At 62.6% G+C, this 24,125-nt stretch carries 29 protein-coding genes; 12 read left to right on the top strand and 17 right to left on the bottom strand.

Going from position 1 to position 24,125, the window contains the following annotated elements:
- Positions 1-14: 14 nt before the first annotated feature.
- The 5 genes from AC3WT0_RS12290 to AC3WT0_RS12270 all read right to left on the bottom strand — a co-directional run bounded on the left by AC3WT0_RS12290 (position 15) and on the right by AC3WT0_RS12270 (position 5,130).
- Positions 15-1,280, bottom strand: coding sequence for a thiolase family protein (locus AC3WT0_RS12290; protein ID WP_126001422.1), 1,266 nt, complete (start codon positions 1,278-1,280; stop codon positions 15-17).
- 79 nt (positions 1,281-1,359) lie between these two features.
- On the bottom strand, positions 1,360-2,379 hold the full coding sequence (locus AC3WT0_RS12285; protein WP_126001421.1) for an NADP-dependent oxidoreductase: 1,020 nt from the start codon (positions 2,377-2,379) through the stop codon (positions 1,360-1,362).
- A 72-nt stretch (positions 2,380-2,451) separates the two neighbouring features.
- Positions 2,452-3,198 carry a ferredoxin reductase gene (locus tag AC3WT0_RS12280; protein WP_126001420.1) on the bottom strand — a complete coding sequence of 249 codons (747 nt, stop codon included), beginning with the start codon at positions 3,196-3,198 and terminating at the stop codon, positions 2,452-2,454.
- Complete coding sequence (locus AC3WT0_RS12275) at positions 3,191-3,796, bottom strand: sulfite oxidase-like oxidoreductase (protein WP_126001419.1); 606 nt, start codon at positions 3,794-3,796, stop codon at positions 3,191-3,193. The genes AC3WT0_RS12280 and AC3WT0_RS12275 overlap by 8 nt, the downstream gene beginning before the upstream one ends.
- 389 nt (positions 3,797-4,185) lie before the next feature.
- The gene (locus tag AC3WT0_RS12270) at positions 4,186-5,130 is read right to left on the bottom strand and encodes a VPGUxxT family thioredoxin-like (seleno)protein, type 2 (RefSeq protein ID WP_126001418.1); all 945 of its coding nucleotides are present in this window, start codon (positions 5,128-5,130) and stop codon (positions 4,186-4,188) included.
- A gap of 319 nt (positions 5,131-5,449) precedes the next feature.
- On the opposite strand from AC3WT0_RS12270, the gene AC3WT0_RS12265 reads away from it, so the two are divergent.
- The 4 genes from AC3WT0_RS12265 (at position 5,450) to AC3WT0_RS12250 (ending at position 8,838) form a co-directional block, all read left to right on the top strand.
- Positions 5,450-5,923, top strand: coding sequence for a peroxiredoxin family protein (locus AC3WT0_RS12265; protein WP_126001417.1), 474 nt, complete (start codon positions 5,450-5,452; stop codon positions 5,921-5,923).
- Between the two features lie 3 nt (positions 5,924-5,926).
- Positions 5,927-6,415 carry a DM13 domain-containing protein gene (locus tag AC3WT0_RS12260; RefSeq protein ID WP_126001416.1) on the top strand — a complete coding sequence of 163 codons (489 nt, stop codon included), beginning with the start codon at positions 5,927-5,929 and terminating at the stop codon, positions 6,413-6,415.
- Between the two features lie 76 nt (positions 6,416-6,491).
- Positions 6,492-7,472 carry a phosphogluconate dehydrogenase (NAD(+)-dependent, decarboxylating) gene (gene gnd / locus AC3WT0_RS12255; protein WP_126001415.1) on the top strand — a complete coding sequence of 327 codons (981 nt, stop codon included), beginning with the start codon at positions 6,492-6,494 and terminating at the stop codon, positions 7,470-7,472.
- Between the two features lie 97 nt (positions 7,473-7,569).
- Entirely contained in the window at positions 7,570-8,838 is a 1,269-nt protein-coding gene (locus AC3WT0_RS12250; protein WP_126001489.1) for an MFS transporter, read from the top strand.
- A 19-nt stretch (positions 8,839-8,857) separates the two neighbouring features.
- Here the strand turns inward: AC3WT0_RS12250 and AC3WT0_RS12245 are convergent, their stop codons facing one another.
- The 7 genes from AC3WT0_RS12245 to AC3WT0_RS12215 form a co-directional block, all read right to left on the bottom strand.
- Positions 8,858-9,307 carry a hypothetical protein gene (locus AC3WT0_RS12245; RefSeq protein WP_126001414.1) on the bottom strand — a complete coding sequence of 150 codons (450 nt, stop codon included), beginning with the start codon at positions 9,305-9,307 and terminating at the stop codon, positions 8,858-8,860.
- Positions 9,308-9,375: 68 nt separating this feature from the next.
- Positions 9,376-9,948, bottom strand: coding sequence for a hypothetical protein (locus tag AC3WT0_RS12240; protein ID WP_126001413.1), 573 nt, complete (start codon positions 9,946-9,948; stop codon positions 9,376-9,378).
- Positions 9,949-10,042: 94 nt separating this feature from the next.
- Positions 10,043-11,011, bottom strand: coding sequence for a magnesium and cobalt transport protein CorA (locus tag AC3WT0_RS12235; protein WP_126001412.1), 969 nt, complete (start codon positions 11,009-11,011; stop codon positions 10,043-10,045).
- The gene (locus AC3WT0_RS12230) at positions 11,008-11,712 is read right to left on the bottom strand and encodes a glutathione S-transferase N-terminal domain-containing protein (RefSeq protein WP_126001411.1); all 705 of its coding nucleotides are present in this window, start codon (positions 11,710-11,712) and stop codon (positions 11,008-11,010) included. Before AC3WT0_RS12230 ends, AC3WT0_RS12235 begins: the two co-directional genes overlap by 4 nt.
- A 132-nt stretch (positions 11,713-11,844) precedes the next feature.
- Positions 11,845-12,384 (bottom strand): peptide-methionine (S)-S-oxide reductase MsrA, encoded by a 540-nt coding sequence (gene msrA, locus AC3WT0_RS12225; protein WP_126001410.1) that lies wholly within the window; start codon positions 12,382-12,384, stop codon positions 11,845-11,847.
- Position 12,385: 1 nt separating this feature from the next.
- Positions 12,386-12,829 (bottom strand): peptide-methionine (R)-S-oxide reductase MsrB, encoded by a 444-nt coding sequence (gene msrB / locus AC3WT0_RS12220; RefSeq protein ID WP_126001409.1) that lies wholly within the window; start codon positions 12,827-12,829, stop codon positions 12,386-12,388.
- A gap of 152 nt (positions 12,830-12,981) precedes the next feature.
- On the bottom strand, positions 12,982-13,857 hold the full coding sequence (locus tag AC3WT0_RS12215; RefSeq protein ID WP_126001408.1) for a LysR family transcriptional regulator: 876 nt from the start codon (positions 13,855-13,857) through the stop codon (positions 12,982-12,984).
- 245 nt (positions 13,858-14,102) lie between these two features.
- On the opposite strand from AC3WT0_RS12215, the gene AC3WT0_RS12210 reads away from it, so the two are divergent.
- The 3 genes from AC3WT0_RS12210 to AC3WT0_RS12200 all read left to right on the top strand — a co-directional run bounded on the left by AC3WT0_RS12210 (position 14,103) and on the right by AC3WT0_RS12200 (position 16,812).
- Complete coding sequence (locus AC3WT0_RS12210) at positions 14,103-15,350, top strand: bifunctional alpha/beta hydrolase/OsmC family protein (RefSeq protein ID WP_241213388.1); 1,248 nt, start codon at positions 14,103-14,105, stop codon at positions 15,348-15,350.
- A 50-nt stretch (positions 15,351-15,400) separates the two neighbouring features.
- Complete coding sequence (gene msrA, locus AC3WT0_RS12205) at positions 15,401-15,922, top strand: peptide-methionine (S)-S-oxide reductase MsrA (RefSeq protein WP_492753738.1); 522 nt, start codon at positions 15,401-15,403, stop codon at positions 15,920-15,922.
- A 110-nt stretch (positions 15,923-16,032) separates the two neighbouring features.
- On the top strand, positions 16,033-16,812 hold the full coding sequence (locus AC3WT0_RS12200; protein WP_126001407.1) for a ZIP family metal transporter: 780 nt from the start codon (positions 16,033-16,035) through the stop codon (positions 16,810-16,812).
- Between the two features lie 29 nt (positions 16,813-16,841).
- Here the strand turns inward: AC3WT0_RS12200 and AC3WT0_RS12195 are convergent, their stop codons facing one another.
- Complete coding sequence (locus AC3WT0_RS12195) at positions 16,842-17,321, bottom strand: MarR family winged helix-turn-helix transcriptional regulator (protein WP_241213387.1); 480 nt, start codon at positions 17,319-17,321, stop codon at positions 16,842-16,844.
- A 311-nt stretch (positions 17,322-17,632) separates the two neighbouring features.
- Positions 17,633-18,319, bottom strand: coding sequence for a ribose-5-phosphate isomerase RpiA (gene rpiA / locus AC3WT0_RS12190; protein ID WP_126001405.1), 687 nt, complete (start codon positions 18,317-18,319; stop codon positions 17,633-17,635).
- A gap of 256 nt (positions 18,320-18,575) precedes the next feature.
- On the opposite strand from rpiA, the gene gap reads away from it, so the two are divergent.
- The 4 genes from gap (at position 18,576) to AC3WT0_RS12170 (ending at position 21,340) form a co-directional block, all read left to right on the top strand.
- Entirely contained in the window at positions 18,576-19,586 is a 1,011-nt protein-coding gene (gene gap, locus AC3WT0_RS12185) for a type I glyceraldehyde-3-phosphate dehydrogenase (protein WP_126001404.1), read from the top strand.
- Between the two features lie 189 nt (positions 19,587-19,775).
- Positions 19,776-20,288 carry a MarR family winged helix-turn-helix transcriptional regulator gene (locus tag AC3WT0_RS12180; RefSeq protein ID WP_126001486.1) on the top strand — a complete coding sequence of 171 codons (513 nt, stop codon included), beginning with the start codon at positions 19,776-19,778 and terminating at the stop codon, positions 20,286-20,288.
- Between the two features lie 48 nt (positions 20,289-20,336).
- Positions 20,337-20,822, top strand: coding sequence for a YkgB family protein (locus AC3WT0_RS12175; RefSeq protein ID WP_126001403.1), 486 nt, complete (start codon positions 20,337-20,339; stop codon positions 20,820-20,822).
- A 77-nt stretch (positions 20,823-20,899) separates the two neighbouring features.
- Positions 20,900-21,340 carry a DUF6314 family protein gene (locus tag AC3WT0_RS12170; RefSeq protein WP_241213384.1) on the top strand — a complete coding sequence of 147 codons (441 nt, stop codon included), beginning with the start codon at positions 20,900-20,902 and terminating at the stop codon, positions 21,338-21,340.
- Here AC3WT0_RS12170 and AC3WT0_RS12165 read toward each other — a convergent pair.
- A complete protein-coding gene (locus AC3WT0_RS12165) occupies positions 21,328-22,296 on the bottom strand; it encodes a YeeE/YedE thiosulfate transporter family protein (RefSeq protein ID WP_126001402.1) in 969 nt (322 codons plus the stop codon). The two genes, AC3WT0_RS12170 and AC3WT0_RS12165, sit on opposite strands and share 13 nt — an antisense overlap.
- A 431-nt stretch (positions 22,297-22,727) precedes the next feature.
- On the opposite strand from AC3WT0_RS12165, the gene AC3WT0_RS12160 reads away from it, so the two are divergent.
- Positions 22,728-23,012 (top strand): LysR family transcriptional regulator, encoded by a 285-nt coding sequence (locus tag AC3WT0_RS12160; protein ID WP_126001401.1) that lies wholly within the window; start codon positions 22,728-22,730, stop codon positions 23,010-23,012.
- Between the two features lie 80 nt (positions 23,013-23,092).
- Here the strand turns inward: AC3WT0_RS12160 and AC3WT0_RS12155 are convergent, their stop codons facing one another.
- Together AC3WT0_RS12155 and AC3WT0_RS12150 are read right to left on the bottom strand one after the other, a co-directional pair.
- A complete protein-coding gene (locus AC3WT0_RS12155; RefSeq protein WP_126001400.1) occupies positions 23,093-23,623 on the bottom strand; it encodes a hypothetical protein in 531 nt (176 codons plus the stop codon).
- A gap of 53 nt (positions 23,624-23,676) precedes the next feature.
- On the bottom strand, positions 23,677-24,078 hold the full coding sequence (locus AC3WT0_RS12150; protein ID WP_126001399.1) for a hypothetical protein: 402 nt from the start codon (positions 24,076-24,078) through the stop codon (positions 23,677-23,679).
- Positions 24,079-24,125: the final 47 nt, after the last annotated feature.

Raw genomic sequence — 24,125 nt, 5'->3', positions numbered from 1 at the left:
ATTGCTGGCCCCCTTCAGACGCGCTCGAGGAGCGCGACGGTGCCCTGTCCGCCGTCGGCGCAGATGCTGACGATCGCCCGTGATCCCGCCGGCAGCGCCCACAGCTCCTTCACCGCCTGGCTGAGGTCGCGGGCGCCGGTGGCGCCGAACGGATGCCCGATCGCCACTGAACCGCCATTCGGGTTGACGCGGTCCCAGTCGAACTGGCCCATGTCTTCGTCGACACCCGCCTTCGCGCGGACCCAGTCCCTGTCGGAAATGGCCGCGACGTTCGCCAGCACCTGGGCCGCGAACGCCTCGTGGATTTCCCAGAGCGCGATGTCGGAATAGCTCAGCCGATGCCGAGCCAGCAGGCGCGGAATGCCATAGGACGGCGCCATCAGCAGACCTTCGGCGTGAAGGTCGACCGCTGACACCTCGTAGTCGACCAGCCGGGCATATGGCGTATTGGACGGTAGCTTTGCCACTCCGGCCGCGTTGGCGACCCAGCAGCCGGCCGCGCCGTCGGTGATCGGCGAGCTGTTGCCGGCCGTCAGAGTTCCGGAACCGCTCTCCCGGTCGAAGGCTGGCTTTAGGGCGGCAAGTCGCTCGGCCGACGTGTCTGAACGAGGGTTAGCGTCGCGCGTCAATTCGGGCAGCGAGACAACGAGGTCATCGAAGAAACCGGCGTCCCAGCCGGCGACCGAACGCTGGTGGCTTTTCAGCGCCCAATCGTCCTGGGCTTCGCGCGGGATGGACCAGGCCTTGGCCGTCTCCTCCATGTGATCGCCCATGGTCCTGCCGGTGATGCGGTTTGCCCACCCCTTGGTCGGCAGGACATAGTCGCGCGGCGTGAGGGCCTGCAGCGCAGCCAGCGCGGCGGCGGGATCCTTCGCGAAGAGATCAGTGAGCCGCTTCGATGCCTCTGGGGTCACAGCCAGCGACGGCCTGCTCATGACCTCGCCGCCGCCAACAAGCGTCAGGTCGGTTCCGCCGCCGAGCATGCCCGCAGCTGCGAAGGTCGCCGTCATGCTGGTCGAGCACGCGAGAACTACGGAGAATGCCGGCACGCTCGGATTGAGCCCGGCATCGAGCCAGACCTCGCGGGCGATGTTGCTCCAGCCCAGGTTCGGGATCACGGTTCCCCACACGACTAGGTCCGGCTCCGCCTGCTTCGCCATCGCCTGCGCCACCGGGACGGACAGCGAAACCGTGTCGTATGCCGCTAGCGCTCCGCCGCCGCGGCCAAACGGAGTCCGAAGGCCGGCGGCCACGAAGACGGGTTCGGCGAAGCGGCTCATGCTGGTCTCCCGAGAGTCTGGAATTGCGCTGGAATGAGGCAGCGGGATGCTGTCGCGGTCGCGCGTTGCGGTCGTCGCATCACGATCCTCCCTGTGGATCGTCGCGCAGGTCGATCACCATCTTGCCGCTGTTCTTCCCCGCGAAGAGGTCGAGGAAGGCAGCCGGCGTGTTCTCGAGGCCGTGAAGCACGGTATCCTGCCATTTGACCTCGCCCTCCAAAATCCATCGCGTGACGTCGCGCTGGAAGTCTTCCCACACGGACATGTTGTGGATCGTGATGAAGCCCTGCAGCAGGATGCTCTTCTCGATCGCGGCATAGATGTTGCGGGGGCCGGACGGCTCGCTGTTATACTGGTCGATCATTCCGCAAAGGGCGAAGCGGGCGAAGTCGTTCGCGGCGTTCAGCGCTGCCTCTAGATGCGTCCCGCCGACATTGTCGAAATAGACGTCGATGCCTTCTGGTGCTGCCGCGTCGAGCGCTGCCGCCATGTCCTCCGCCTCCTTGTAGTTGATCGCGGCATCGACGCCCGCCTCATCGCGTAGCCAGCGAAGCTTTTCCTCTGAGCCGGCGGAGGCCACGACCCGGCATCCCTTGATCTTTGCGATCTGGACGGCGAGCGAACCGACCGAGCCGGCTGCGGCGGAGACGAAGACGGTTTCGCCCGACTGCGGCTTTCCGATCCGCAGAACGCCGATGTAAGCCGCGAAGCCGGGGAACCCGAGCGGCCCGAGATAGGCTTGCTCCGGGATCGCAGGATCGATCTTGGTGGCAGAAGTGGCGTCGATGACCGCATAGTCACGCCACCCGGCGAAGTGGCTGACGACATCGCCCGGCCTGAGGTCGGTGTCTTCGCTTTCGATGACGACGCCGATCGCGGCCCCATCCAGGGGCTCGCCTAACTCAAACGGCGGCATGTAGCTTTCGCGCCCGGTCATCCTTCCGCGCATGTAGGGGTCGACCGAGAGCCAACGATTGCGGACAAGAACCTGCCCGGTGTGCGGAGACGCGAGCGATCGTTTGACGAGTTCGAAGTTGTCAGATGCGGGCAGCCCTTCCGGACGCGCCTTGAGATGAAATTGTCGCGCCACGACCGTCATCGCATCAGCCCTCCCCGCTGATCGCCGAGGTTTAGCGTCCCTGCCCGAGAGGACGCGGCGAGACTTGCGCCGTTATCCACCGTAGCGCTCGGTCTTGATTGCCGCGGCGTCCAGACCGGCGCGCAGTGCGCCATCGGTCGCAATGTTCACGAAGCCGTTCGACCCGCAGACGAAGACGTGCGCCGGCGTGCGGGGAAGCCGACCGATCACCTCCCGGACGACTGCGCTATCGATCCGCCGCGCGAAATCTGTCGCACGCCTCGGAGCTTCACGCGTGATCGCCAGCGTCAGCACGAAGGCGGGATCATCCAATTCGATGGCCTGCAGCTCGTCCGAGAACAGGACGTCGCGAGCCGAGCGGGCCGACAGGAGCAGGGCTGTCGGAACAGTCTGTGCCATCTCGCGGCGCTGTCGGATCATCGCCATCAGCGGGACGAGGCCAGAGCCTGCTCCGATCAGGAGGATCGGCTCGGCTGCCTGCCCCGGCCAGAGGAAGTGCCCGCCGAGTGGGCCGCGAAGTTCGATCTCGTCACCGACCGCCGCCACGTCGTGGAAGAAGGGGGATACTTCCCCGTCGGACAAGCGTTCGATGGCGAGCTCGAGGACCCCTGTATCGTTGGTTGGCGAGGCAATCGAATAGCTGCGCATCGCCGTGTAGCCGTCAGGCGCCGTCAGGCGCACGTCGACGTGCTGACCCGCCACATGGGTGAAAGGCGTGCGCAGCCGGAAGAAGAAGCTTTTGATCGCCGGGGTCTGTTGGGCGACCCGGTCAATCACGGCTTTCTGCCACGGCGCTGCCTGCACGGCGCCATCAGTCATGGGTGTACCGCTGCTCGCGCCACGGATCGCCATAGATGTGATAGCCGCGAAGTTCCCAGAAGCCGGCTTCGTCGCGCGTTGTGAACTGCAGCGCTTTCACCCACTTGGCCGACTTCCAGAAATACAGGTGCGGCACGAGCAGGCGCGCTGGGCCGCCATGATCGCGCGGAAGCGGTTGCCCGGCATATTTGAGCGCGACCATCGCCTTGTCGGAAAGCAGATCCGCCAGTGGCACGTTGGTCGAGTAGCCGTCGTACGAATGTACGAGGACGAAATCGGTTGGTTGCTCGAGCCCTGCGTCCGCGAGGATGTCCTCGATGAGTACGCCTTCCCATGCCGTATCCAGCTTGGACCAGGACGTGACGCAGTGAATGTCCTTCTTCACCCTGGTCTGAGGCAGAGCGTTGAACTGGCTCCAGTTCCAGACCTTGACCGGCTTCGGCCCGATCTTGACCGTGAAATTCCATTTCGCGGTATCGAGGTCCGGCGTCGGTCCCGCGGTCAGGACCGGAAAATTCTCGACGAGATGCTGGCCAGGCGGAATCCGGCCGGACTGGTCGCTACCCGATCCGCGACCGGTAAAACCTCTCGTGACCATGCCGGACTCCCCTTGTTCGTCGCGACAGCCCCGGCCTAGTTTTCAGCTCACTTTCCTGCGTCACAAGTCTTACGCACGCGGATCGAAACGAAGATAAACTTTGTGAAACCTAGGTGCCTGATGCTCTGCCAGTATAGACATGATTTCGTTCGTCATGATTCGTGACGACGACGTGTTGACTATAACTTCGGAGCATTGCCGTTTCCCAATAGCCTGTGACTATAGTTTCAATAGCCGTGAGAGCATTGGATGCCGCGTGATCGCCAAGACCCAGGCACCTCGCGCACTCGCAAAGCCTGGGGAGTGGTCCGCAAACGCGAGCGGCTGCACCGCGATCGACCGCGACGCGATCCAGTCAAACCCCGATATGAATTCGAGGTTCGGTCGAGCTATCTCGCGTCAATGGCTTCGGAAGCGGAATCGAGCTTCGCCTTGAGCACCGGCCAGCTATCGCGAATGTCTTGGCGGTAGGTCTCTCCGTCGCTCACGCGCTGCAAAAGCGGATGGGCAAGCCAAGCGGACTGCTGCGGGCTGAGATAGTCAGGGATCGGGTTGCGATACGGCACGGCCAGGTTGAGTCGAGTTCGCTGCGCCGCCGACAGCGGCAGATGGCGGACGGCGTTCTTGCGCAGGTAGAATTGCGGCTCGCGGTCTAGACGAAAGCTACCACGCGCCACCGGTGCGAAGCCCTCTGCACGGGCATAGGCGTCCAAGTCGTCGCGGGTGATGGCGCGCGGGTCGAATTGCACCTGCACCGCTTCTTCGCCGTCCACCCAACCCGCATCGGTCGTGATCACGGCGGGATGCTGAGCGAAACTCGTTTCCCCCGACCAAAAGCACGGCGTCGTATAGATGCCCCTCTCGCTCAGGCCATTTTCGATGAGCAGGTCACGCCCCAGCAGTTGGAAATAGGCCGGCACGTCGCCGCCGAGCGCTTCCAGAGCTGCGCTGAGCCTCTCGTGAAGGGCGAGCGGATCGTACCGATCCGCCAGACGGGGCAAAAGCTCCGTTCCATCTGGGCGAAGGAAGCGCGTGACCGGGTGGTTCCAGGATCGCTCGCCATAGAGGCGCATTATCCTGGCATCAGCGCCGGGATGATTGTTGAAGACCGCCACCGGCACAAACCGCTCGGCGATCAGCTCCACCATCAGAGGATGCGTCAGAACGTCCTGCCCGAAGTTCACGCAGGTCGCGCACCCCGGAACTTCCTGAAACAGCAGCAACACAGGCTTGCCCTGAGCGGCCGCGAGCGACGTGGCATGATCATAGTCGCGCAGCCATGCGACATCGCCGAGCTCACGATGCTCGCGATATGAAACTCGTGTCTTTGTCATGCCATCTATTTAGTGAAGCGAGGCGGCAATTCACCTGATCGATATCTGCGACATCGAATATCTTGGCTCGCAGGAAGCGCTCCAAGCCTCTGAGCTTACAGCTTGGCTATCGAAACTATAGCCTACGGCTATTGGAAAACAGATGGCGCGAACTTCATAGTGTCGACGCCCGGATCGACATCGAAGCCTGTGGAAGGTGCGGTCATGATCTCGCGGACACGGCAGATCGTAAGCACCAGGGCCATCCAACTGGCTGGGCGCTGTGGTCTGCAGACATTGATTTGGATGTCGAACGGCATCTCTGAGGAGGAGAGACGCAGTGGCCGCTCCCGAGCAATCAGCGCCTGAACTCCGGGTTAGCCAATGGATCGGGGGAGACGGCACGAAGCTGGACACCCCAGTCACACTCTCTCAACTGGGGCAAGGACCGAAGATCCTCTTTGCGTTTCAGCACTGGTGCCGCGGCTGCCACCTGCACGGCTTCCCTACGTTACAGCGGCTTCATGCCGGCCTGGCGCCGAAGGGCGTCGGCTTTGCGGTGATTCAGACGGTTTTCGAGGGAGAGCACGAAAACACCTTCGAGAAACTACGGGAAAACCAGTCGAAGTACGAGCTGCCGGTCGCATTTGGCCACGACCCTATTCCGCATGGCGCGCGTCTCCCCACGTTCATGGAGGATTACCGGACGCGCGGCACGCCCTGGTTTAGCGTAATCGATGCCGAGGGCGCGGTCGTATACTCGGACTTCCAACTCGACGCGGACAAGCTGGTGGCGCATCTGGACCGGGCTTGATCGATGCGCCGTTGGCTCATCCTTGCCACGACCCATGTCGCGACACTGTCACTAGGGTTTGCCGCCGGCATCTACGCTTTGCCGATCCTGACGGCGCCGCCTCCGCCGGATGCGGCGGCGATCGCGTCGACCGAAGCGGAAGCGCTCTACACCGGGCGATTTGAGCGCCGTCTTGAGGGCAGCGATTTCGTTCACTGGGGCGAGGGAGATGTGAAGGTGTCGCGCGAACGGATAGCGCACATCGGCCGCCTCTCCCCCGGTCCGGATTACAAGCTCTATCTCACCCCGCGCTTCGTAGACACGAAAGACGCGTTCATCGCAGTCAAGAACAAGTCACGCCGCATCGGCGATGTGAAGACCTTCGATGGTTTCCTCATAACCGTCCCGGCCGACGTCGACGTCGCCGCCTTCAACACGGTGGTGATCTGGTGCGAAGCGTTCGACCGCTTCATCAGCGCGGCCGAGTATCGGCGCCCTGCCCGAGCATCATGAAACCTGAAGGGCGCCCCGATACCGCAAGTCCGATGTGGCCGCCGTCGACACCGTATGTTGCAAGGCGGAGAAGAATATGAAGATCGGCATCATCGGGCTCGGCCGCATGGGTGCAAACATAGCCCGGCGGCTGATCCGGCACGGCCATGACACCGTAGTCTATAACCGCTCGCCCGAGCCCGTTGCCGATCTCGTGCGAGAAGGAGCAATTGGTGCCTCAGGGCTGGCCGACATGCGCAGCAAGCTCGACAAGCCGGCGATCTACTGGGTGATGCTGCCGGCCGGCAAGCCGACCGAGGCAATGATCGCCGCGATCGCCGACCTGGCTGCGCCGGGCGATATCATCATCGATGGCGGCAACGGCTTCTACAAGGACGATATCCATCGCGCCAAGGGCCTTGCAGAGCGCGGCATCCACTTCGTCGATGTCGGGACGTCGGGCGGCGTGTGGGGCCTCGATCGCGGCTATTGCATGATGATCGGCGGCGAGAAGCCGGTGATCGATCATCTCGATCCCATCTTCGCCGCTCTTGCGCCGGGGCTGGGGACGATACCGCGCACCGTCGACCGCCGCGACGGTCACGACCCGCGCGCGGAGAAGGGCTACATCCACGCCGGGGCTGCTGGGGCAGGCCATTTCGTCAAGATGGTCCATAACGGAATCGAGTATGGGCTCATGCAAGCCTATGCCGAAGGCTTCGACATACTCAAGGGCCGGTCGTCGGCAAAACTGCCTGAGCACGAGCGCTTCGACATCAACCTCACCGATGTTGCCGAGGTGTGGCGTCGCGGCAGCGTGATCTCATCTTGGTTGCTCGACCTGTCGGCCGCGGCGTTCGCGCGGGACCAGATGCTCGAGCAGTTCTCGGGCCATGTCTCGGACTCAGGCGAGGGCCGATGGACGATCGAGGCGGCGATGGAAGAGGCGGTCCCGGTCAACGTCCTCTCGGCCGCGCTGTATGCGCGTTTCAGGAGCCGTGTCGAACATACCTTCGGTGACAAGCTGCTTTCGGCGATGCGCTTCGGTTTCGGCGGACATGTCGAGATGCCGCAGTGATCGCGCCTCCCTTCCGCGACAAGGGCTCGCGTCGGCCGATCGCACGGCGATCATGCGGGCGCTGGGTGGTTTGGCGGGACAGAAGATGACCCCTCCGATGGAGTCGGTCAAGGCGGCTGCCACGCGCGGTCTCGCGCTTGCGCCCGTGGCGGCGCTGCTGCTGAGCGTCGCCTTTCTCCTGCTCGGCAACGGATTGCTGGGAACCCTGCTGATCGTCCGGGCCGGACAGGAGGAGTTCTCCAGCGGCAGCATCGGAGCGATGATGTCGGCCTATTTTTCGGGCTTTACCATCGGCGCGCTTTTGCTGCCGCGCGTCATTGTGTCCGTTGGTCATGTGAGGACGTTCGCCGGCTTTGCGGCCATCGCATCGATCACCGCGATTCTGCATGCCGCACTAGTGGAGCCTTTGGCCTGGATGCCGTTGCGCATGATGACCGGGGTGGCCTACGCCGGCATGATCCTGGCGACGGAAAGCTGGCTCAACGCGCACGCATTGCCTTCGACGCGCGGGCAGCTTCTGTCGATCTTCGGCGTCGTCTCGATGGGGTCGTGGGCCGTTGGCCAAGCGCTCTTGAACATCGCGCCACCTGCCGGGGTGACGCTGTTCCTGATCGTGTCCGTGCTGATATCAGCGGCGGTGGTGCCGATCACCCTGCTGCCCAGTCACCCGCCGGCCGAAGTCGAACAGGAACCGGTCGCCCTCCGGGATCTCCTATCGCTGTCCCCTCTCGCGACAGTCGGAGCCTTGCTGACGGGTCTAGCCATCGGCGGGTTCTGGGGCATGGGTCCGAGCTTTGCGCAGAAAATCGGTCTCGATGTTTCCGGAATCTCCGCCTTCATGGCTGCGGTCCTTGGAGGCACGCTCGCATTGCAATGGCCGCTCGGCTGGCTGTCCGACCGGGTGCCTCGAAATCTGATCATCGCCGGCGCCGCCTTGGCATCTGCGGCGGCCGCCGTAGGCGTAGCCCTGACGGCCGAGGCACCCCTGCCCTTCCTGCTCGCCGCGGGAGCGCTCTTCGGAGGGTTCGGGATTCCGATCTACTCTCTGTGCGTCGCGGTCGCGAACGACGATCTCCCAGCTGCTCGTCTTCTGGGAACCGCGCGCGGTCTTCTGCTGCTCAACGGCATCGGGACCGCCGTGGGACCGCTGGTCGGCGGAGTGGCAATGAACCTCGCTGGTCCCGGCGGCCTCTTCTTGTGCGCTGCTGCGCTGCTGACGGTCCTTTCAGCGGTGGCCATCGTCTACCGGTGCCCAGAGCACTCATTGGCTGTGAAGGCCACCCGATGCCCGAGCGCACCGATGATCACGGGGGCGCTCGACGCGATGATACAAAAGCAGGACCGGCGTCGAAGCGCCACGCGCTAAGGAACGACCACGTCAGGCCCTACGCGACCTCTTCCACCAGAAGATCGCGGCCATTGAACTGCACGGTCTCCCCGGGTTGCGCGCCCTCGATCGCCTCGTAGATCGGTGCCATCGTCGAGATCCCCATGAGCTCTTGCCCGTGGCACATGAACTTGCTCGTTGAGACAGCGATCACGAAGTAGCGGCCCGACAGCTTTACGAGCGCGCCTTCCGCGACTGCGGACTTCGGTCCGAAGTCGATCGTCCTGAGCTTGTCGAGCTTATCGGCGTAATCGTCGAGCGTGTCATCGAGCGCTTCCGCAAAGTCGCTCGCGACCTCGGCCTGGGCCTGTTCGTCGTTCTCGATCGGCTCGCTTCGATCGAGCCTGGCGGTGGAAACATAATCCAGATACTTCTCGCGGGCGCTTTGCAAGGCAGCCGTTTCAAGCGAGAGCATCGTGTCTCGAACGTGATCCTTGTTCCAATGCATGACAACCTCGTTTGATTTCGCTTGCGTAGACCGAAGAGAGCAGCGAGCTGCTCGCCGCACCAAGTCCGCTACTCGTCTGTGACGACATCTTCGCCCTGGTACGGGATGCGGATGAGGCGCGGGTCACGAATGATGCTCGTGACCAGCCATACGTAGGTTTGCTCTGCGGTGTCGAAACCTAGGATGCTGAAGGCGCCGCCGAAGGGGCAGGCAGGGAAATCCGGAAAGCCTTCGCGCAAGACGTATCGCTCGGGATCGCTGTCGAACTCGGCCTTGTAGACCTTGCGTAGACCGTGCTTGCTCGGCACATCTTCATCGCCTGCCGGCGTCGTTTCGCGCTGCTCTGAAAGACGTTCGGCCAAATCGCGGTGGCAGATTTCGTCGAAGACATCGAAGGCATCGATCAGCAACCCCTTGTGCTGGGTTGCGGGATCGGTGATCGCGTAAATGTTGGAGGCGTCTTCGGCATCGTCGCCACTTTCCAGACGCAGTGCGGCATCTACTTGAATCGCGCAGGCATCCAAAGTCGATCCGAGCTCGAGATCGACCAGGCGCCCTTCCTTCACGCGATACTCCCGATCGTAGCCCTTCGCGACGAATGACTGCACCGCTTCCAAAACGTCGGAGACCTGAGAATTCATGAGTGCACCTTTGCCTCTTTTATGATCAGGATCGCTTGAGCGTGCGCCGCACCTTGGCAGCGAGCGCAGGTGAAGGAATGCGCTTGAGCGGCGCTCACAGCCATTTCACCTTTTTGAAGCGCAGGAACAGGAAGACGCAGAACAACGTCATCACCCCAAGCACGACGAAATAGCCATAGGCGGTGTCCAGTTCGGGCATGTGCTTGAAGTTCATGCCATAGATTCCGGCTATCGCCGTCGGTACGGCGAGGATCGCCGCCCAGGCTGCGAGTTGACGGGTGATAACCCCGGTCCGCTGCGCTTCCAGCAGGCTGCTGAACTCGAAAACGGACGACAGGACCTGCAGGAGGCCGTCGACCATGGTCTGCACTCGCGAGACATGATCCGCGACATCGTTGAAGTACGGCCGGACCTCGGTGCTGATGCAGGGGAAGTGCCCGCGGACGAGCTTGCGCACGAGCTCCGCCATCGCTCCCAGGGTCCGCTGGAATCTTGTCAGCTCGCACCTCAGCCCGAAGATGCGAGCGACTTCCTTGCGGCCGAGGAAGTCGTCCAGCGATTTGCGCTCCATGGCCAGAACGTCGTCCTCGATCATCTCGAAGATCGGGAGGTACTGGTCGACGATGCGGTGCAGGATCGCGTGCAGGACGTAATCGACGCCTTTGCCGAACAGCGTCGGCGAGGCTTCAAGCTGCTCCCGGAGATTCCCCAAGGCGCCAGGCGTGCCGTGTCGCACGGTGATGAGATGATTGTGGCCCATGAAGATGGCCGTCTTGCCGTAACGGATGCGGTCGCCGTCCAGTTCGGCCGTTTTGGCGACCACGTATAGCTCGTCGTTGTAGACCTCGAGTTTTGGAGGACATTGCGGGTGCATCGCGTTGTCGATGGCCAATGGATGCAGGCCGTAGGTTTCCTGAAGCGAGCGGAGTTCGCCCGTCGTCGGTTCACTCAATCCTATCCAGCAAAAGCCCGAACGGCTCTTGTCCAGCGCGACACATTCGTCGATCGCGACTTCTCGTACGCGCTTTCCTTCGTTGTAGTAATAGCTGGCGATGACGCTCATGCGGTTCTGGCCGGAACGAGCAGCCCGCGCTTCACCGCCGGCCGCGCGAGACCGCGCTCGAGCCAAGCCGCTATGTTCGAGAAATCGCTAAGTCCGAGAAGGTCGCCCGCGTCATATGTTGTGACGAGCGCGTTCACCCAGCCGAGCGTCGCAATGTCGGCGATCGAGTATTCGCCGACGATCCAGTCGCGGTCATCCAGCTGGCGATCGAGGATCTCGAGCAGCCGCTCGGACTCATCCGCGAAGCGCTGCTGAGGGCGCTTGTCCTCGAAGTCCTTGCCGCCCCATCGCAGGAAGAAGCCCAACTGCCCGAACATGGGCCCGATCGCCGACATCTGGAAGAATACCCAACTCAGCGTCTCGTAGCGCGCAGCCGGAGCGATCGGGATGAACTGGCCGGTCTTCTCCGCCAGATAGACCAGAATGGCTCCGGACTCCCAAACGCCGATCGGCGTGCCGCCCGGGCCGTGGGGGTCGATGATCGCCGGTATTCGGCCGTTCGGATTGAGCGATACGAAGGCCGGGTCCTTTGACTCGTTCTTGGAGATATCAACGAAATGCGGCTCGTAGGCGAGCCCGGTCTCCTCGAGCATGATCGAGACCTTCACGCCGTTCGGCGTCGGTGCCGCGTAAAGCTGCACCCGGTCTGGATGTGCCGCTGGCCATCGCCGCGCGATGGGGAACGAGGAGAGTTCTGGCATACGGCTGCGATCCTCGGGGCAGGCTTGGTCCGAATAGGTGCCGGTCAGGCTTCAATTCGAGGACCGCATCGCACGGCGATGCGGTCACGAAGTATGCGGCCTCAGTCGGCGATGGCGCGTGAGGGCGGCGGCCTATTCCGCTCGGGCAGCGACCGCGGCTTGCGCATCGCCGTCATTCTGGCGCTTCGGAAGCACCCAGTCTTTTCGCTCGAAGTGACAGGTGTAGCCACCCGGACGCTTCTCGAGATAGTCCTGATGCTCCGGCTCGGCTTCCCAGAAATCGCCAACGGGCTTGACCTCGGTGACGACCTTGCCGTTCCACAAGCCCGATGCATCCACGTCGGCGATCGTATCTTCGGCGACGCGCTTTTGCTCCTCGTCGACGTAGTAGATGCCTGAACGGTAGGAGAGCCCGCGATCGTTGCCCTGACGGTCCTTCGTGGTCGGATCGTGGATCTGGAAGAAGTATTCCAGGATGTTTCGATAGCTCGTCACCTCTGGGTCGAAGACGATCTCGATCCCCTCGGCATGCGTGCCATGGTTGCGATAGGTGGCGTTGGGGACGTCGCCGCCGGTATAGCCCACGCGGGTCGAGATGATGCCGGGTTTCTTGCGGATCAGATCCTGCATGCCCCAAAAGCATCCGCCGGCGAGAACAGCGCGCTGTTGCATGTTAAGCCTCCTCTACCTGGTCGAGATATTCGCCGTAGCCTTCCGCCTCCATCTCATCGCGCGGGATGAAGCGGAGCGCTGCCGAGTTGATGCAATAGCGCAGGCCGCCCCGGTCGGCGGGGCCATCCGGGAAGACGTGGCCAAGATGGCTGTCGCCATGCACCGACCGAACTTCCGTCCGCACCATTCCATGCGAGCTGTCTCGCACTTCGTTGACGTGCGCCGGAACGATCGGCTTGGTGAAGCTCGGCCAGCCGGAGCGCGAGTCGAACTTATCGGTCGAAGCAAAAAGCGGCTCGCCCGAAACGATGTCAACGTAGATGCCCGGCTCCTTGTTGTCGTTATACTCGCCAGTGAAGGCCCGCTCGGTGCCGTGCTCTTGGGTAATGCGACGCTGCTCGGGAGTGAGGCGGTCAATTGCCGCCTGTGTCTTCTCAAACTTCATGATCCGATCTCCAATGCTAAGTCTAGAGGGCCAGGCGCACTATGTTCAGCTTGACTGATCTGTCGTCATATCAACTATCGCAGTGACGACATCACTTATCCAATACGCTGTAAGCATAGTTTCCATAGCTTTGACGCTTCGCTCCGCGTGGCTCACTGCCACACATGTCGGGCCGCGAGCTGCGCGACCTTCCGGATTTCGACCGGAGCCGTCGAACCGGAAACCGTTGCGATCACCACCTCTCTTTCCAGGGTGAACCCTTCGATCGGTCGCGTGACCAGACCGGTTTCTGCGGCCGATCGTTCCGGCACGATGCATATCGCGCGACCTTCGGCGACGATGCGGTGAACCCAGTCTTCCCGTTCTGCACGGAAGCGCGGACGCATCACCACGTCGCGTCGTGCAAAATGCTCCAGTATCTGATCACGAAACTCACACTTCAGACGATCGACCAAGGGATATCTCGACAAGTCCTCTCCACGAACGACGTCCACCGTGGCCAACGGATGCTCGACCGCGCAGGCGAGCACGAACCGCTCTCGAAAGAGGGTGCGGACATCGAGCTTGCGATCCGGGCGAGTTTCACGCGGCAGAATGCAAGCGTGGTACTTGCCGGACAAGACCTCCGACGTGTCTTCGCTCGATTGAAGCGAATGCAGCCTGATCTCGATCGACGGCACCTTGTCCAAGGCAACTTCGAAGAAAGCTGCGAACGCCTTGGGTCCGACGGTAGGCGCCACGGCGATGTCCAGGACGCGGTGCCGCCCCATCGTCCAGTTCTCGGAATGATCGCGCACGCTCCTCAACGCCAGGAGCATCCGCCGGAATTCTGCCTCGACATCCTGGCCCAGCCCCGTGAGACGGCTGTTCTTTCCGTCACGATGGATCAGCGCACCGCCGAGTTCCTCTTCCAGGCGACGGATGGCGCGGGTCAGGCTTGGCTGAGACACGCCGCTCAGCCGAGCTGCCTCGGTGAAATTCAGCGTCTCAGCCAAATTAATGAAATAGCTGACCTGATTGAGTTCCATCACCCTTCGGCCCATGTGTCTGCAACACGCTTTCCCGCAGCGCCGACCTGGACCGGCCGCTTTGGAAAAGTATGCGTGACGCATATAGTTTTTGGGTTTGGGCTTGTCTATATGCGTGACGCATATAAAAAGCATGTCCTGTGGTGATAGGTGCCGATGCCCGATGCTGTGCGGCCCAATGAAACGCGAGGCGGTGGCGATGCCCCTCTCGCGGGCTGGCAGAGATCGTCGATCAGCGCCCTGATATGACGGGAGGTATCGACGTGCCGGGCAGATCGTTCACGTTCGAAAACGAAGAGGGCAGGCTTCTCTCCGGGCTCCTGGAGTCGCCGGAAGGGACGCCCCGTGGATGGGCAATCTTCGCCCATTGCTTCACGTGTGGGAAAGACAGCCGAGCGGCTGTCCATATATCCCGTGCGCTTTCGCGGGCGGGCATCGGCGTCCTGCGATTCGACTTTGCTGGCACCGGGATAGGTGGCGGCCAAGGCGAGGCAGTCAGTTTTGCCTCGGACGTCACGGATCTCAAATCCGCAGCGAAAGCGATGACGGCCGCGGGAATGACCCCTTCCCTCCTCATTGGGCATAGCCTCGGTGGAACTGCCGCATTGGTGGCTGCGGCTGATCTGCCGGATATCGTCGCCGTGGCGACCATCGGCGCTCCGGCGGAGCTCCAGCATATCCTGAAGGTCTTCAATGCCAGCGATCTCGACACGGTCAGGCGCGATGGAGAAGCATCAGTCGAAATAGCCGGCCGGCCCTTTCTCATTCGTCGCAGCTTCATCGACGCCGTCGAGGAGGTGGACGTGGAGAAGACGGTCGCTGCCCTGCGTCGCCCCCTGCTCGTCTTGCACTCCCCCGTCGATCAGGTGGTCGGGATCGAGCATGCGTCGCGCATCTTCGTCGCCGCTCGCCATCCGAAGAGCTTCGTGTCGCTCGATATGGCCGATCATCTACTCGCCGATGCGGCCGACGCGAACTTCGCTTCAGCAATGGTGGCGAGCTGGGCGAACCGCTACCTACCGCCCCTCGTAGCCGATCTTCCGCAGGTTGAGGCCGCGGGCGGGGTCGAGGCCATCGAAACGCTGGCAGGCAAGTTCCAGCTCAAGGTCCGCAGCGGCGAGCATACGATTTACTCGGACGAGCCAGCCTCGGTCGGCGGTCTAGGGAGCGGTCTGTCGCCATATGAGCTGGTCTCGGCAGGACTTGCTGCCTGCACCGTGATGACGATGCGCCTCTATGCGAACCGGAAGGGATTCCCGCTCGAACGGGCGAGCACGAGGGTGGAGCACAAGAAGGTGGCGGACATGATGCCGCCGGACAGGTTCACGCGCACGATCGTCCTCGACGGCCCTCTCGATGACGAACAGCGCGCTAGGATACTCGAGATCGCCGATCGCTGCCCCGTCGATCTGACGCTCATTCGCGGATCCGATGTGCAAACCGAGCTCGTCGATGCGCCCAGCCCCGATTCCAGCTCCCAGTCGGCCGCATGACCATGGCATCCGGCGAGGACGACCATGATCGATCAGGAAGCGAGCGGTCTGTGAGCGACGGTGTTGCCCGAGGCGGGGCGAGCCGTACGGAGCGAGCGATACTCGCCGGCGGCTGCTTTTGGGGCATGGAGGATCTGCTGCGCCGAGAACGGGGGGTCATTTCGACACGCGTCGGATACATCGGCGGGGAGACGGCGGACCCGACCTACGATGATCATCATGGTCACGCGGAGGCGGTGGAAGTGGTCTTCGACCCGGCCGTCCTGAGCTATCGCTCCCTGCTGGAGCTCTTCTTTCAGATCCACGATCCCACGACGTACGAGCAGCAAGGCAGCGACGTCGGTCCGAGCTATCGCTCCGCAATTTTCTATACTGACAAGTGTCAGATGGACGTCGCCCTGGCCACCATCGACGAGATCGAGGCGTCAGGACGATGGCCAGGTCCGGTCTTGTCCGAGATCAATCCAGAGGAGCCTTTTTGGGAAGCCGAGCCGGAGCATCAGAAATACCTCGTCCAACACCCAAGGGGGTATAGCTGCCACTTCGCGCGGCCCAATTGGCGCCTGGATTGATAACGGTGAGGATGTGGCAACGCCGCCAGTCACGCGCCCGTCCGATCGCCAGTGGATGCACAAGCGAGCGATTCTGCGCCTCGCCATCATCTGAAGGAGGCTGAGCGTAAATGGGCTCTCCTGTTTCCCCGATCCCCGAGTACGTTGTGGCCGGTCTGTGGGGCCTGGTGTCCGGCAGCGGGCTGCTTTTGGGCGCGATCGTTGCGGACGCCTTCTTCGGCAAGCTCAGCCATCGGATGGTTGCGGCCGTCATGGGCTTTGGCGGCGGGGTCTTGTTTGCCGTGATAGCCACTGAACTCGTCGTCCGGCCGGATGCGGCTGGGGCGGATTTGTGGCCGACCGTCGCCTTGCCGGCAGGTGCGGCGGTTTTCAGCAGCATAAACTGGTATCTCGCCAGCCGCGGCGCGAAGAACCGGAAGCGCTGCGGCGAATGCGTGGAGCAGCCGAACGAGGCAGAGCATCACGGCAGTGGATCGGCGATCGCGGTAGGCAGCGTGCTTGACGGCATCCCCGAGGCGCTGGTGATCGGGATGTCAGTCGCCGGCGGCGGCGCGATCAGCCTGGCGGTGATCGCGGGTTTCTTTCTGGCGAACGTGCCCCAGGGGCTGTCGAGTACCTCGGGCATGAAGCAGGCGGGCCGCTCGCGTCGGTACGTCTACACGATTTGGATCGGGATACCGCTGCTCATCGGGGTCGCCGCCGCCGTCGGGAATTTCCTGCTCGGTTCGGCGTCCGCGCAGGAGCCGGCGATCCTCTTGTTCGCGGCGGGAGCCGTACTAGCCATGCTGGCCGAAGCCATGATCCCCGAAGCATTCGAGAATGCGCCTCCTTTCATAGGCCTGATCACCGTTCTTGGCTTCCTGGCTGCCTACCTGATTGCGCAGCACTAAACCGGCACGTATCCGGATGGACGCGGCCCTTACGCGCGGTCCAGCCCCCGCTCGTGCAGCTCGGCGTCGATAGGGCAATCGGTACAGCCTTCGTAGCAGCACAGGCGGCAGATGCGATACGAGTGCTCGAGGTTCTCCAGGCGGGCGCGCAGCACGCGCTCGGCGATGTCAGCCAGAAACTTCATTTCGCCCTTGTTGAGGATCGACAACCCCTCGGCGATTACCTCATCTCTTGCGGCCAGGACCGCGGCGCTGGCCTCTTGACCGGCCGAGGTCAGATACAGGGAGCGGACCCTCCCGTCGGTCGAAGTCGCCCGGCTCTCGATCAGTCCCTGGTTGGTAAGGCGATCTGCAAGTCGGACCGCCGCCGCGTGCGACAGGCCTACGCCAATCGCGAGCATTCTAACCGAAAGCCCGGGCTTGTGCGCAATCAGCGCCAGCGCCGAAGCGGCAGGTCCTTCTTCGGGCGCCCGCGATGAACTAGCGCGAACGATGTCCTCGCTGATCATGAGTGCGAACGCCCCGAACACGTTACGGTCTCGAGGTTCATCCATCCGCACCGTTATATGTGCGTGGCGCATAGACAGCAAGCTTCGGCGCGGCTTGACACACGCGGCCCGAATGCGGGTAAGTGCAATAATATCAAGATTTTACGTCGATTTGGCAGCCGTCTGGCTCTCCAGAATTTGCGACGGGCTGTCGAGCGGCATGATACGCGGCGGCTATGACAGCGAAGTGAACGCCTGGTCTCGTGCGGTTTTCCTCCGCTTCGTCGACGATGTGGCGGTGCGATCGATCGATGCAAGCCGTCGGGTTGGCTTCACGACCGCTCCGCGTGCCGGAGCTCGACCGTGCCGCCGCGGGCAATAACGACGGTGTCGATCTCAGAGAGGAAGAGGCCGTGTCCGGCGACGCCCGGAATGCATGAAATAGCGAGCGCGGTCTGCTGACTATCCGCAATCGACCCAAGCGCAACGTCCAGGATGTGGTTGCCCTGATCGGTCAGGAATGGGTGGCCGTCCTTCATTCGGAGAGAGACTTGGCCTCCGAGATCAGCAAGGCGCGCTCCGACGAATTCGGTAGCAAATGGAAAGGCCTCGACCGGTAGCGGAAAGCGGCCCAGCCGCGTCACAAACTTGCTGGAATCAACCACGGCTATGACGCGGGCCGACGCGGCAGCGATGACTTTTTCCTGCAGCAGGGCGCCCCCGCCTCCCTTGATCGCCTGCAAACGCTGATCGATCTCGTCGGCGCCGTCGATCGTGAGGTCGATTGAGCTGAGACCCTCCATGGAGGTCAGCGGTATGGCCAGTTCGTGGGCCAAGACTTCGGTCATTCGGGAGGTTGCCACCGCCGTGATGCGGAGCCCGCTGGCAATCCGTTCGGCCAGGCATCTTACCGCATAGTTTGCCGTGCTGCCTGTCCCTAAGCCGACAAGCATGCCGTCCTGGACTTCATCAACCGCTCGTCTGGCCGCGAGAACCTTTTCTGCTTCAAGGTCAGACACCACTCACGTCTCCTGTTCTGTCCTCGGGCCATCACTTCGCGTGATGCCTGCCAGCGCAACGGTAGCGAATGTGCTGTCGGGCGTTCGCCTCGGTCGTTCGTCCGCCTTGCGATATTGACCTGCTAGGCGCTGACGATTAGGTCTATGCGTCACGCATATATATACTGCGTCGGCTCAAGTCTCAAATCTCTTCCGAACGGTGGCGAGGCGATGCCCGCTGCCAGCGACCATTTCTCGGCAACTGAAGGAAATGCGCATGACGGTCAGGGTCGCGATCAACGGTTTCGGGCGCATCGGTCGCCTGACATTGCGCTCGATGGTCGAGCTTCGCCGTCAGGGCATCGAGGTGGTGGCCATCAACGACCTCGCATCGGTCGGCACCCTGGCGCACCTTCTCAAGTACGATTCCATTCATGGTCCCTTCCCGGGCGAAATCGAGATCGGCGCCGACTGGATCGACGTCGGCTCTGGAAAGATCGAAGTTACCATGAAGCGCGACCCTGCGGACTTGCCTCATCAGCGGTGCGGGGTCGACATAGCGCTGGAGTGCTCTGGGTTCTTCACTTCGAAGGACAAGGCGAGCGCACATCTGCGCGCCGGCGCGAAGCGCGTTCTCGTCTCCGCGCCCAGCGAGGGTGCCGACAAGACGATCGTCTTCAAAGTCAATCACGATACGTTGACCCCCGAGGATGTGATCGTCTCGAACGGGTCCTGCACGACGAACGTGCTAGCACCCGTGGCGAAGGTTCTGAGCGACCTGTTCGGTATCGAGCGCGGTTACATGACGACGGTTCACGCCTACACCGGTGACCAACCTACGCTGGATGCCGTCCACTCGGATCCATATCGAGGCCGCGCTGCCGCTCTCTCGATGATCCCGACGTCGACGGGTGCGGCGAACGCCATTGGCCGCGTACTGCCGGAGTTGAAGGGCAAGTTGCACGGATCGTCGATACGGGTTCCGACCCCCAATGTGTCGGTCATCGACCTGGCTGTGTCCGCCATGCGCGACGTCACCGTTGAGGAAGTGAACGAAGCCATCCGGCATGCGGCCAGTGGATCGATGCAGGGCGTGCTGGCCGTCACGACCGAGCCGCTGGTCTCGATTGATTTGAGCCATCGGACCGAATCGTCGATCGTCGCACTCCCCCAGACCGACGTTGTCGACCGGCGATTGGTTCGTGTGCTCGCTTGGTATGACAACGAGTGGAGCTTTGCGACCCGCATGGCCGATACAGCGCTCGAGATGGGCAAATTGGAGGGCTGACCGGACGACGAGACGCCGACGCTGGACACACGCGGTCCGGCCGTCATCTCTGCGCCCGGCTCGCGATCCTCAAACACCTCATCCGACGAGAGGTGTTCCGGACAATCGGCGCAACTATTTCCGGTTCAAACTCGACATGGGCTGATTGAAGGTGTATGCGTGACGCATATATCCCGTTGAGTCATGCTGATGATGGACGAGCCCTCAGATCGACTGATCAATGTCTTCGGCGCGCTCTCTCAGGCCGTGTCCGATCGGGTGCGGATCGCGATCGCCGAAGCGTTTACCGCGGGCGGGGAAACCGCAGCCGCGCTGATCGCGATCGGTCACGAGCCGGGGATGTCGATTGATCAGATCAGCCGAATCCTTCGCCTCTCACACGCCGGAACGGTTCGCGTGGTCGAGCGACTTGATGATCAAGGCTTTGTTGGAAAATCACAATCGCCGTCCGATCGCCGCGTCGCCCATATCACGCTGACGCGGCGGGGACAGGCCGAACGAACCAAACTTCTCGGTCTGCGAAATGCAGCGGTCGCCGGCTTGTTGGTTCGGGTTCCTGACAACGATCGCGCGGTATTGGAACGGATCGCAGACACCATTCTCACATCTCTGCTCGACGATCCGCAGAGCGCGCTGTCGACGTGCCGCTTCTGCGATCAGGCACGATGTCTTGGCTGCCCGATGGGCACGCGGCGCCATTGAGCCACTCGTCCCTCCACAACCGACATTATCTTCAATGAGGAGTTTCAGATGCCGTTTCTGAACCGATATCGCTTTCATGTTGCTGAGGAAGGCCGAAAGGACCTGGCGCTGCTGAGATGGGCGCTCGTCCTGGTCTTTCTATGGTTCGGTGGCATGAAGTTCACTATGTACGAGGCTGACGGGATCGCTCCGTTCATCGGGCATAGCCCGCTGATGAGCTGGCTCGGCATGTTCGGAACGCAGGGGCAGAGCTACTTCATCGGGGTCATCGAGCTCTCGACGGCTGCGGTTCTTGCTATCGGCGCGTTTCGGCCGATCTTCTCGGCGCTGGGTGCGCTGATGTCCGTTGCCACCTATCTGATCACGCTGACATTCTTCGTGACGACGCCGGGCGTCGCCGAAGCCAGCGCGGGAGGCTTCCCTGCCATTTCAGCCGCGCCGGGCCAGTTCCTGCTAAAGGACGCCGTCCTCCTCGCAGCGTCGCTCGTTCTGTTCTTCAACTCGGTCGAGCGGCGACCGGCGCAGTTGGCGTGACGGACGCCTGCTCGCGCTTCAGGTCATAGGCCTGAAGCGCGTCAGCGCGTGTACAAGACGCTGGGAGACGGTTCGTCGTGATTGAAGGGCCTGGCCTCCTTCAAAGTCTGAGCGGCGCCTGGCAGCTTGATCGCGACATCAAAGCTGCCGGCGCGCAGCTACGGGGCGAGGCGATCTTCGAGCCCGAACCTGATGGCGCCTTCGGATACCGGGAGTGTGGAACGCTTCGATTGCGAGACGGCCGGGAGTTGTCGTCTCACCGGCGCTACACCTATCGGCCCTCCGAAAGAGGCTTCACGGTCGCCTTTGCCGATGGGCCGGCGATAGGCAGCGACTTCGTGCGCCTGATCTTCGATGCCTTGGACGGCGAACGCCTGGTAGCTGACGACGTCCATCACTGCGGTGACGACATTTACGAGGTTCGTTACGTTCTTGCGCTGCCGAGTGCATTCGAGACCGTCATCGACGTGACAGGACCAGCCAAGGCCTATCGTCTGATCAGCAGCTATGTTCGGTGAGGATCGATGCGCCCGCCGCGGGTCAGTCTGCGGCGTCCGATCAAGCCAAGCAATATGGTAGCGGTCATCGTGAGGACAGCCGCGAATCCGGCTGGCGACAGCGCAGGTATCGCCGACAGGATCAAGCCGTCGTTTCCGCCGGGGATGAGTGCGATCCCAATTCCCATGAGAAGGCCGCCGCCGAAGGTGCGGACGAGGTCACGAGCCGAAGGCGTCTGCAGGCGCACGGTGCCTTGACCCACCGAGGCGGCCAGTGCGCCCAAGACCGACGCAGCAACGGCCGGAAATGCGAAAATTCCGGTGCGCATATCTCCGAGCAGAAGGCTGTGCTGCAACAAGTGCGCGAGGGTCCAGGCTGGCGACAGCGCAAAAAGCGCGCCGCCGGTCGTTCCAAGGACCAGCATCGATAATGCCAGTGGCCATCGTGTCCTAGGTAGCAGAGGCTCGGTGGCCGTTAGCTTGATCGATGCTAGCGTCAGGACGATCAGAAAGCTCAGCAGGCAGACCGTACCCAGCAGGCTCGGCGTCGAAAGCGGGCTCGGCCACGTCGCGAAGGGAGCAAGTCGCGCTTGGTCAATGAGCAGGATGCCGGCCGACAATCCGAAGGGCAGTGCCAAGAGCCGTATTTCCCCGTCCCCCAAACGAGCGAGCGATCCCAACAGGCACGCGTCGTTGACGAGGGCTCCGATGCCGAAAGCAACGGCACCCACCACGAGCGGAATATGGATGCCGGCTGCGGTGATCGATGGTCCGTCGGTCGCGGCGGTCCAAGCGAGCGGCACGGCAGTGAGGCCGGCAGCCGCAGATGCTGCGATAAGTCCGATGAAAACTCTTGGGGGGCGTCGTCGGACCAACTCGTCAGCAGCCGCGACCAGGCACGTGCCCCCCTGGTTGGCGGAGAAACCGAAGCCGAAGGATAGCGCACACAGAGCGACATCGAGCCACGACAGCATCATGCTAGGCCCCGCAATTCAGGCGGCGCATTTTCGACCATGGGACGCCGATCAACGCAATCTCCTTAAGCGCGCGGAAGAGCCTTGCGAGCCAGGGTGCAGCGATGCCGCGCCTCATATGGACGAAACTATATGCGTGACGCATAGACATTGCCCGCCAATCAGTGTATGCGTGACGCATATAAATCGAGATTTGCAACATGGCTATCTTGCCGAGCGGGACGTTCCCTCGTCCTGCTGAACGAAAGCGGCGCGCTCCTCCCGATATGCTGGTCAGCCAGCGTAGTGGAGGCCGGGCGCTAGGCCGATGGGCCGTCGTCGCGCTCGAAAGGCGCGTGACGCTGCGTACAAGCAGCGGCAGGCCTTTTCCTAATGAAATCCTAGGCACAGCAAACAGCGCGGCAAGCAGCATTCCCGGCACCCGGTGCTAGCGCATGTCCAGGGACGACCTAGCCGATCTGGTAGCATTTGCAGCGGTGGCTGAAATGGGCAGCTTCACGAAAGCCGCATCGCGGCTTGGCGTATCGCAGTCGGCATTGACCCGGGCAGTGCAGCAACTGGAGGGTCGGCACCAGATTCTGCTGCTTGAACGGACTACCCGACGTCTGTCTCTAACTCCTGCCGGAGAGGCGCTGCTCGACGTCGTTCGCCCTGCGCTGCAGACCATTCAGAACCAGCTAGCGCTTCTCGAAAGTCAGCGGGAGCTACCTTCTCCTTGAGCCGGCGGTCACGCTGGCTCTGTCCGCCCAAAGAAGGCGCTGGTCCGTGGCCGGTCTACTAGCGCTGGATGGTGGGTCGATTATCGGCGTAGGGCTGCGAGCGCGTCAGGTACGATCGTATAGACCGCCTCGCGCTGCGCCCCACGGTTTTCATGATCGACGCGGTAGCCTTGATAATGGCGCCGTAGCAGCCCGGCCCGAACAAGGTCCGAGACTGCCCGGCTGACGTTGCAACGACCCGAGCGGCGGACGCGCTCACGCACCTTCTGCTCGATGAGAAGATCGGCTTTGGTGGCATCAACAGGAAGCGCGTTCGACTTCTCGAGGTCCTCGCGCACCGCTTGGACCGTTGAGCGTCGGCGTGCGTCGCGCTGCGCCATCGGGACTAGACCGTCGCAAAGCCAATCCCGCACCGGCATCGCCGCGCCGTTGACAGCAACGCTCGGACCTGCCTGGCCTTTTTCGTCGGCAATCTCAGCGATCAGCTGAAGAAGCATGTAGGCGAACTTGGGTCGCTGCGAGGCGCCGGCGATCGTCGCCAGCAGCATCGGCGTATCCATGGCGCGCCTTGAAGGCCGCAGCTGGTCGAAAAGGTCTGCCTGATGGAACATAGCAGGAATCTACGCGACGCCGAGTCGCGTGTGAATCCCCTTTGTCGCCTTGCTCAGACTTTCTTGCGCGCCTTCGCACGGGTGAGCCGGCGAGCGTTGCGGTGGACAGGGGCGAGCGCCCTCCCCGCTGCCTTGGCGCTCCGCTCGATTATCGTCGCCGTGCGAGACGTCATGGTCCCGACCTCGGCCGGCGTAGCTGCACGGCCTTTGAGCGCTATGCCCATCATCATCTGCCAGTTAGCGATCGCCTGCGCTTGGACCGCCTGAAGATCGTCGACCGCGGAAGCCCCGGCCCTTGCGAATGCCGCGACCTTTTCCGGCACCATCCGGCTGAGCTCGGCATAGTCGCCGTTCAGGGGATCGCGCGACGCCGCCAACATCGCCTGTGATCGGGTCTCGATGACGGTGCGCGATGCATCGGCCATCTGCGCCATCTTCATGCCGGCGTCGGCCATCGCCTGCCCGCTACGCCACATGCCGGTCCAGAAGTCGAAAGGGGTCA

This window comes from Sphingomonas sp. EU05-FHT14C10 (assembly GCF_058790595.1).
Note: the sequence above shows the minus strand (reverse complement) of the source record. Positions and strands in the feature narration are given on the sequence as shown.

Excerpts from the sequence above, each read along its gene's own strand:
- AC3WT0_RS12290 (WP_126001422.1), bottom strand. The coding sequence starts at position 1,280 with ATGAGCCGCTTCGCCGAACCCGTCTTCGTGGCCGCCGGCCTTCGGACT.
- AC3WT0_RS12285 (WP_126001421.1), bottom strand. The coding sequence starts at position 2,379 with ATGACGGTCGTGGCGCGACAATTTCATCTCAAGGCGCGTCCGGAAGGG.
- AC3WT0_RS12280 (WP_126001420.1), bottom strand. The coding sequence starts at position 3,198 with ATGACTGATGGCGCCGTGCAGGCAGCGCCGTGGCAGAAAGCCGTGATT.
- AC3WT0_RS12275 (WP_126001419.1), bottom strand. The coding sequence starts at position 3,796 with ATGGTCACGAGAGGTTTTACCGGTCGCGGATCGGGTAGCGACCAGTCC.
- AC3WT0_RS12270 (WP_126001418.1), bottom strand. The coding sequence starts at position 5,130 with ATGACAAAGACACGAGTTTCATATCGCGAGCATCGTGAGCTCGGCGAT.
- AC3WT0_RS12260 (WP_126001416.1), top strand. The coding sequence starts at position 5,927 with ATGCGCCGTTGGCTCATCCTTGCCACGACCCATGTCGCGACACTGTCA.
- gnd (WP_126001415.1), top strand. The coding sequence starts at position 6,492 with ATGAAGATCGGCATCATCGGGCTCGGCCGCATGGGTGCAAACATAGCC.
- AC3WT0_RS12250 (WP_126001489.1), top strand. The coding sequence starts at position 7,570 with ATGGAGTCGGTCAAGGCGGCTGCCACGCGCGGTCTCGCGCTTGCGCCC.
- AC3WT0_RS12245 (WP_126001414.1), bottom strand. The coding sequence starts at position 9,307 with ATGCATTGGAACAAGGATCACGTTCGAGACACGATGCTCTCGCTTGAA.
- AC3WT0_RS12240 (WP_126001413.1), bottom strand. The coding sequence starts at position 9,948 with ATGAATTCTCAGGTCTCCGACGTTTTGGAAGCGGTGCAGTCATTCGTC.
- AC3WT0_RS12235 (WP_126001412.1), bottom strand. The coding sequence starts at position 11,011 with ATGAGCGTCATCGCCAGCTATTACTACAACGAAGGAAAGCGCGTACGA.
- AC3WT0_RS12230 (WP_126001411.1), bottom strand. The coding sequence starts at position 11,712 with ATGCCAGAACTCTCCTCGTTCCCCATCGCGCGGCGATGGCCAGCGGCA.
- msrA (WP_126001410.1), bottom strand. The coding sequence starts at position 12,384 with ATGCAACAGCGCGCTGTTCTCGCCGGCGGATGCTTTTGGGGCATGCAG.
- msrB (WP_126001409.1), bottom strand. The coding sequence starts at position 12,829 with ATGAAGTTTGAGAAGACACAGGCGGCAATTGACCGCCTCACTCCCGAG.
- AC3WT0_RS12215 (WP_126001408.1), bottom strand. The coding sequence starts at position 13,857 with ATGGAACTCAATCAGGTCAGCTATTTCATTAATTTGGCTGAGACGCTG.
- AC3WT0_RS12210 (WP_241213388.1), top strand. The coding sequence starts at position 14,103 with ATGACGGGAGGTATCGACGTGCCGGGCAGATCGTTCACGTTCGAAAAC.
- AC3WT0_RS12200 (WP_126001407.1), top strand. The coding sequence starts at position 16,033 with ATGGGCTCTCCTGTTTCCCCGATCCCCGAGTACGTTGTGGCCGGTCTG.
- AC3WT0_RS12195 (WP_241213387.1), bottom strand. The coding sequence starts at position 17,321 with ATGATCAGCGAGGACATCGTTCGCGCTAGTTCATCGCGGGCGCCCGAA.
- gap (WP_126001404.1), top strand. The coding sequence starts at position 18,576 with ATGACGGTCAGGGTCGCGATCAACGGTTTCGGGCGCATCGGTCGCCTG.
- AC3WT0_RS12180 (WP_126001486.1), top strand. The coding sequence starts at position 19,776 with ATGATGGACGAGCCCTCAGATCGACTGATCAATGTCTTCGGCGCGCTC.
- AC3WT0_RS12175 (WP_126001403.1), top strand. The coding sequence starts at position 20,337 with ATGCCGTTTCTGAACCGATATCGCTTTCATGTTGCTGAGGAAGGCCGA.
- AC3WT0_RS12165 (WP_126001402.1), bottom strand. The coding sequence starts at position 22,296 with ATGATGCTGTCGTGGCTCGATGTCGCTCTGTGTGCGCTATCCTTCGGC.
- AC3WT0_RS12160 (WP_126001401.1), top strand. The coding sequence starts at position 22,728 with ATGTCCAGGGACGACCTAGCCGATCTGGTAGCATTTGCAGCGGTGGCT.
- AC3WT0_RS12155 (WP_126001400.1), bottom strand. The coding sequence starts at position 23,623 with ATGTTCCATCAGGCAGACCTTTTCGACCAGCTGCGGCCTTCAAGGCGC.
- AC3WT0_RS12150 (WP_126001399.1), bottom strand. The coding sequence starts at position 24,078 with ATGGCCGACGCCGGCATGAAGATGGCGCAGATGGCCGATGCATCGCGC.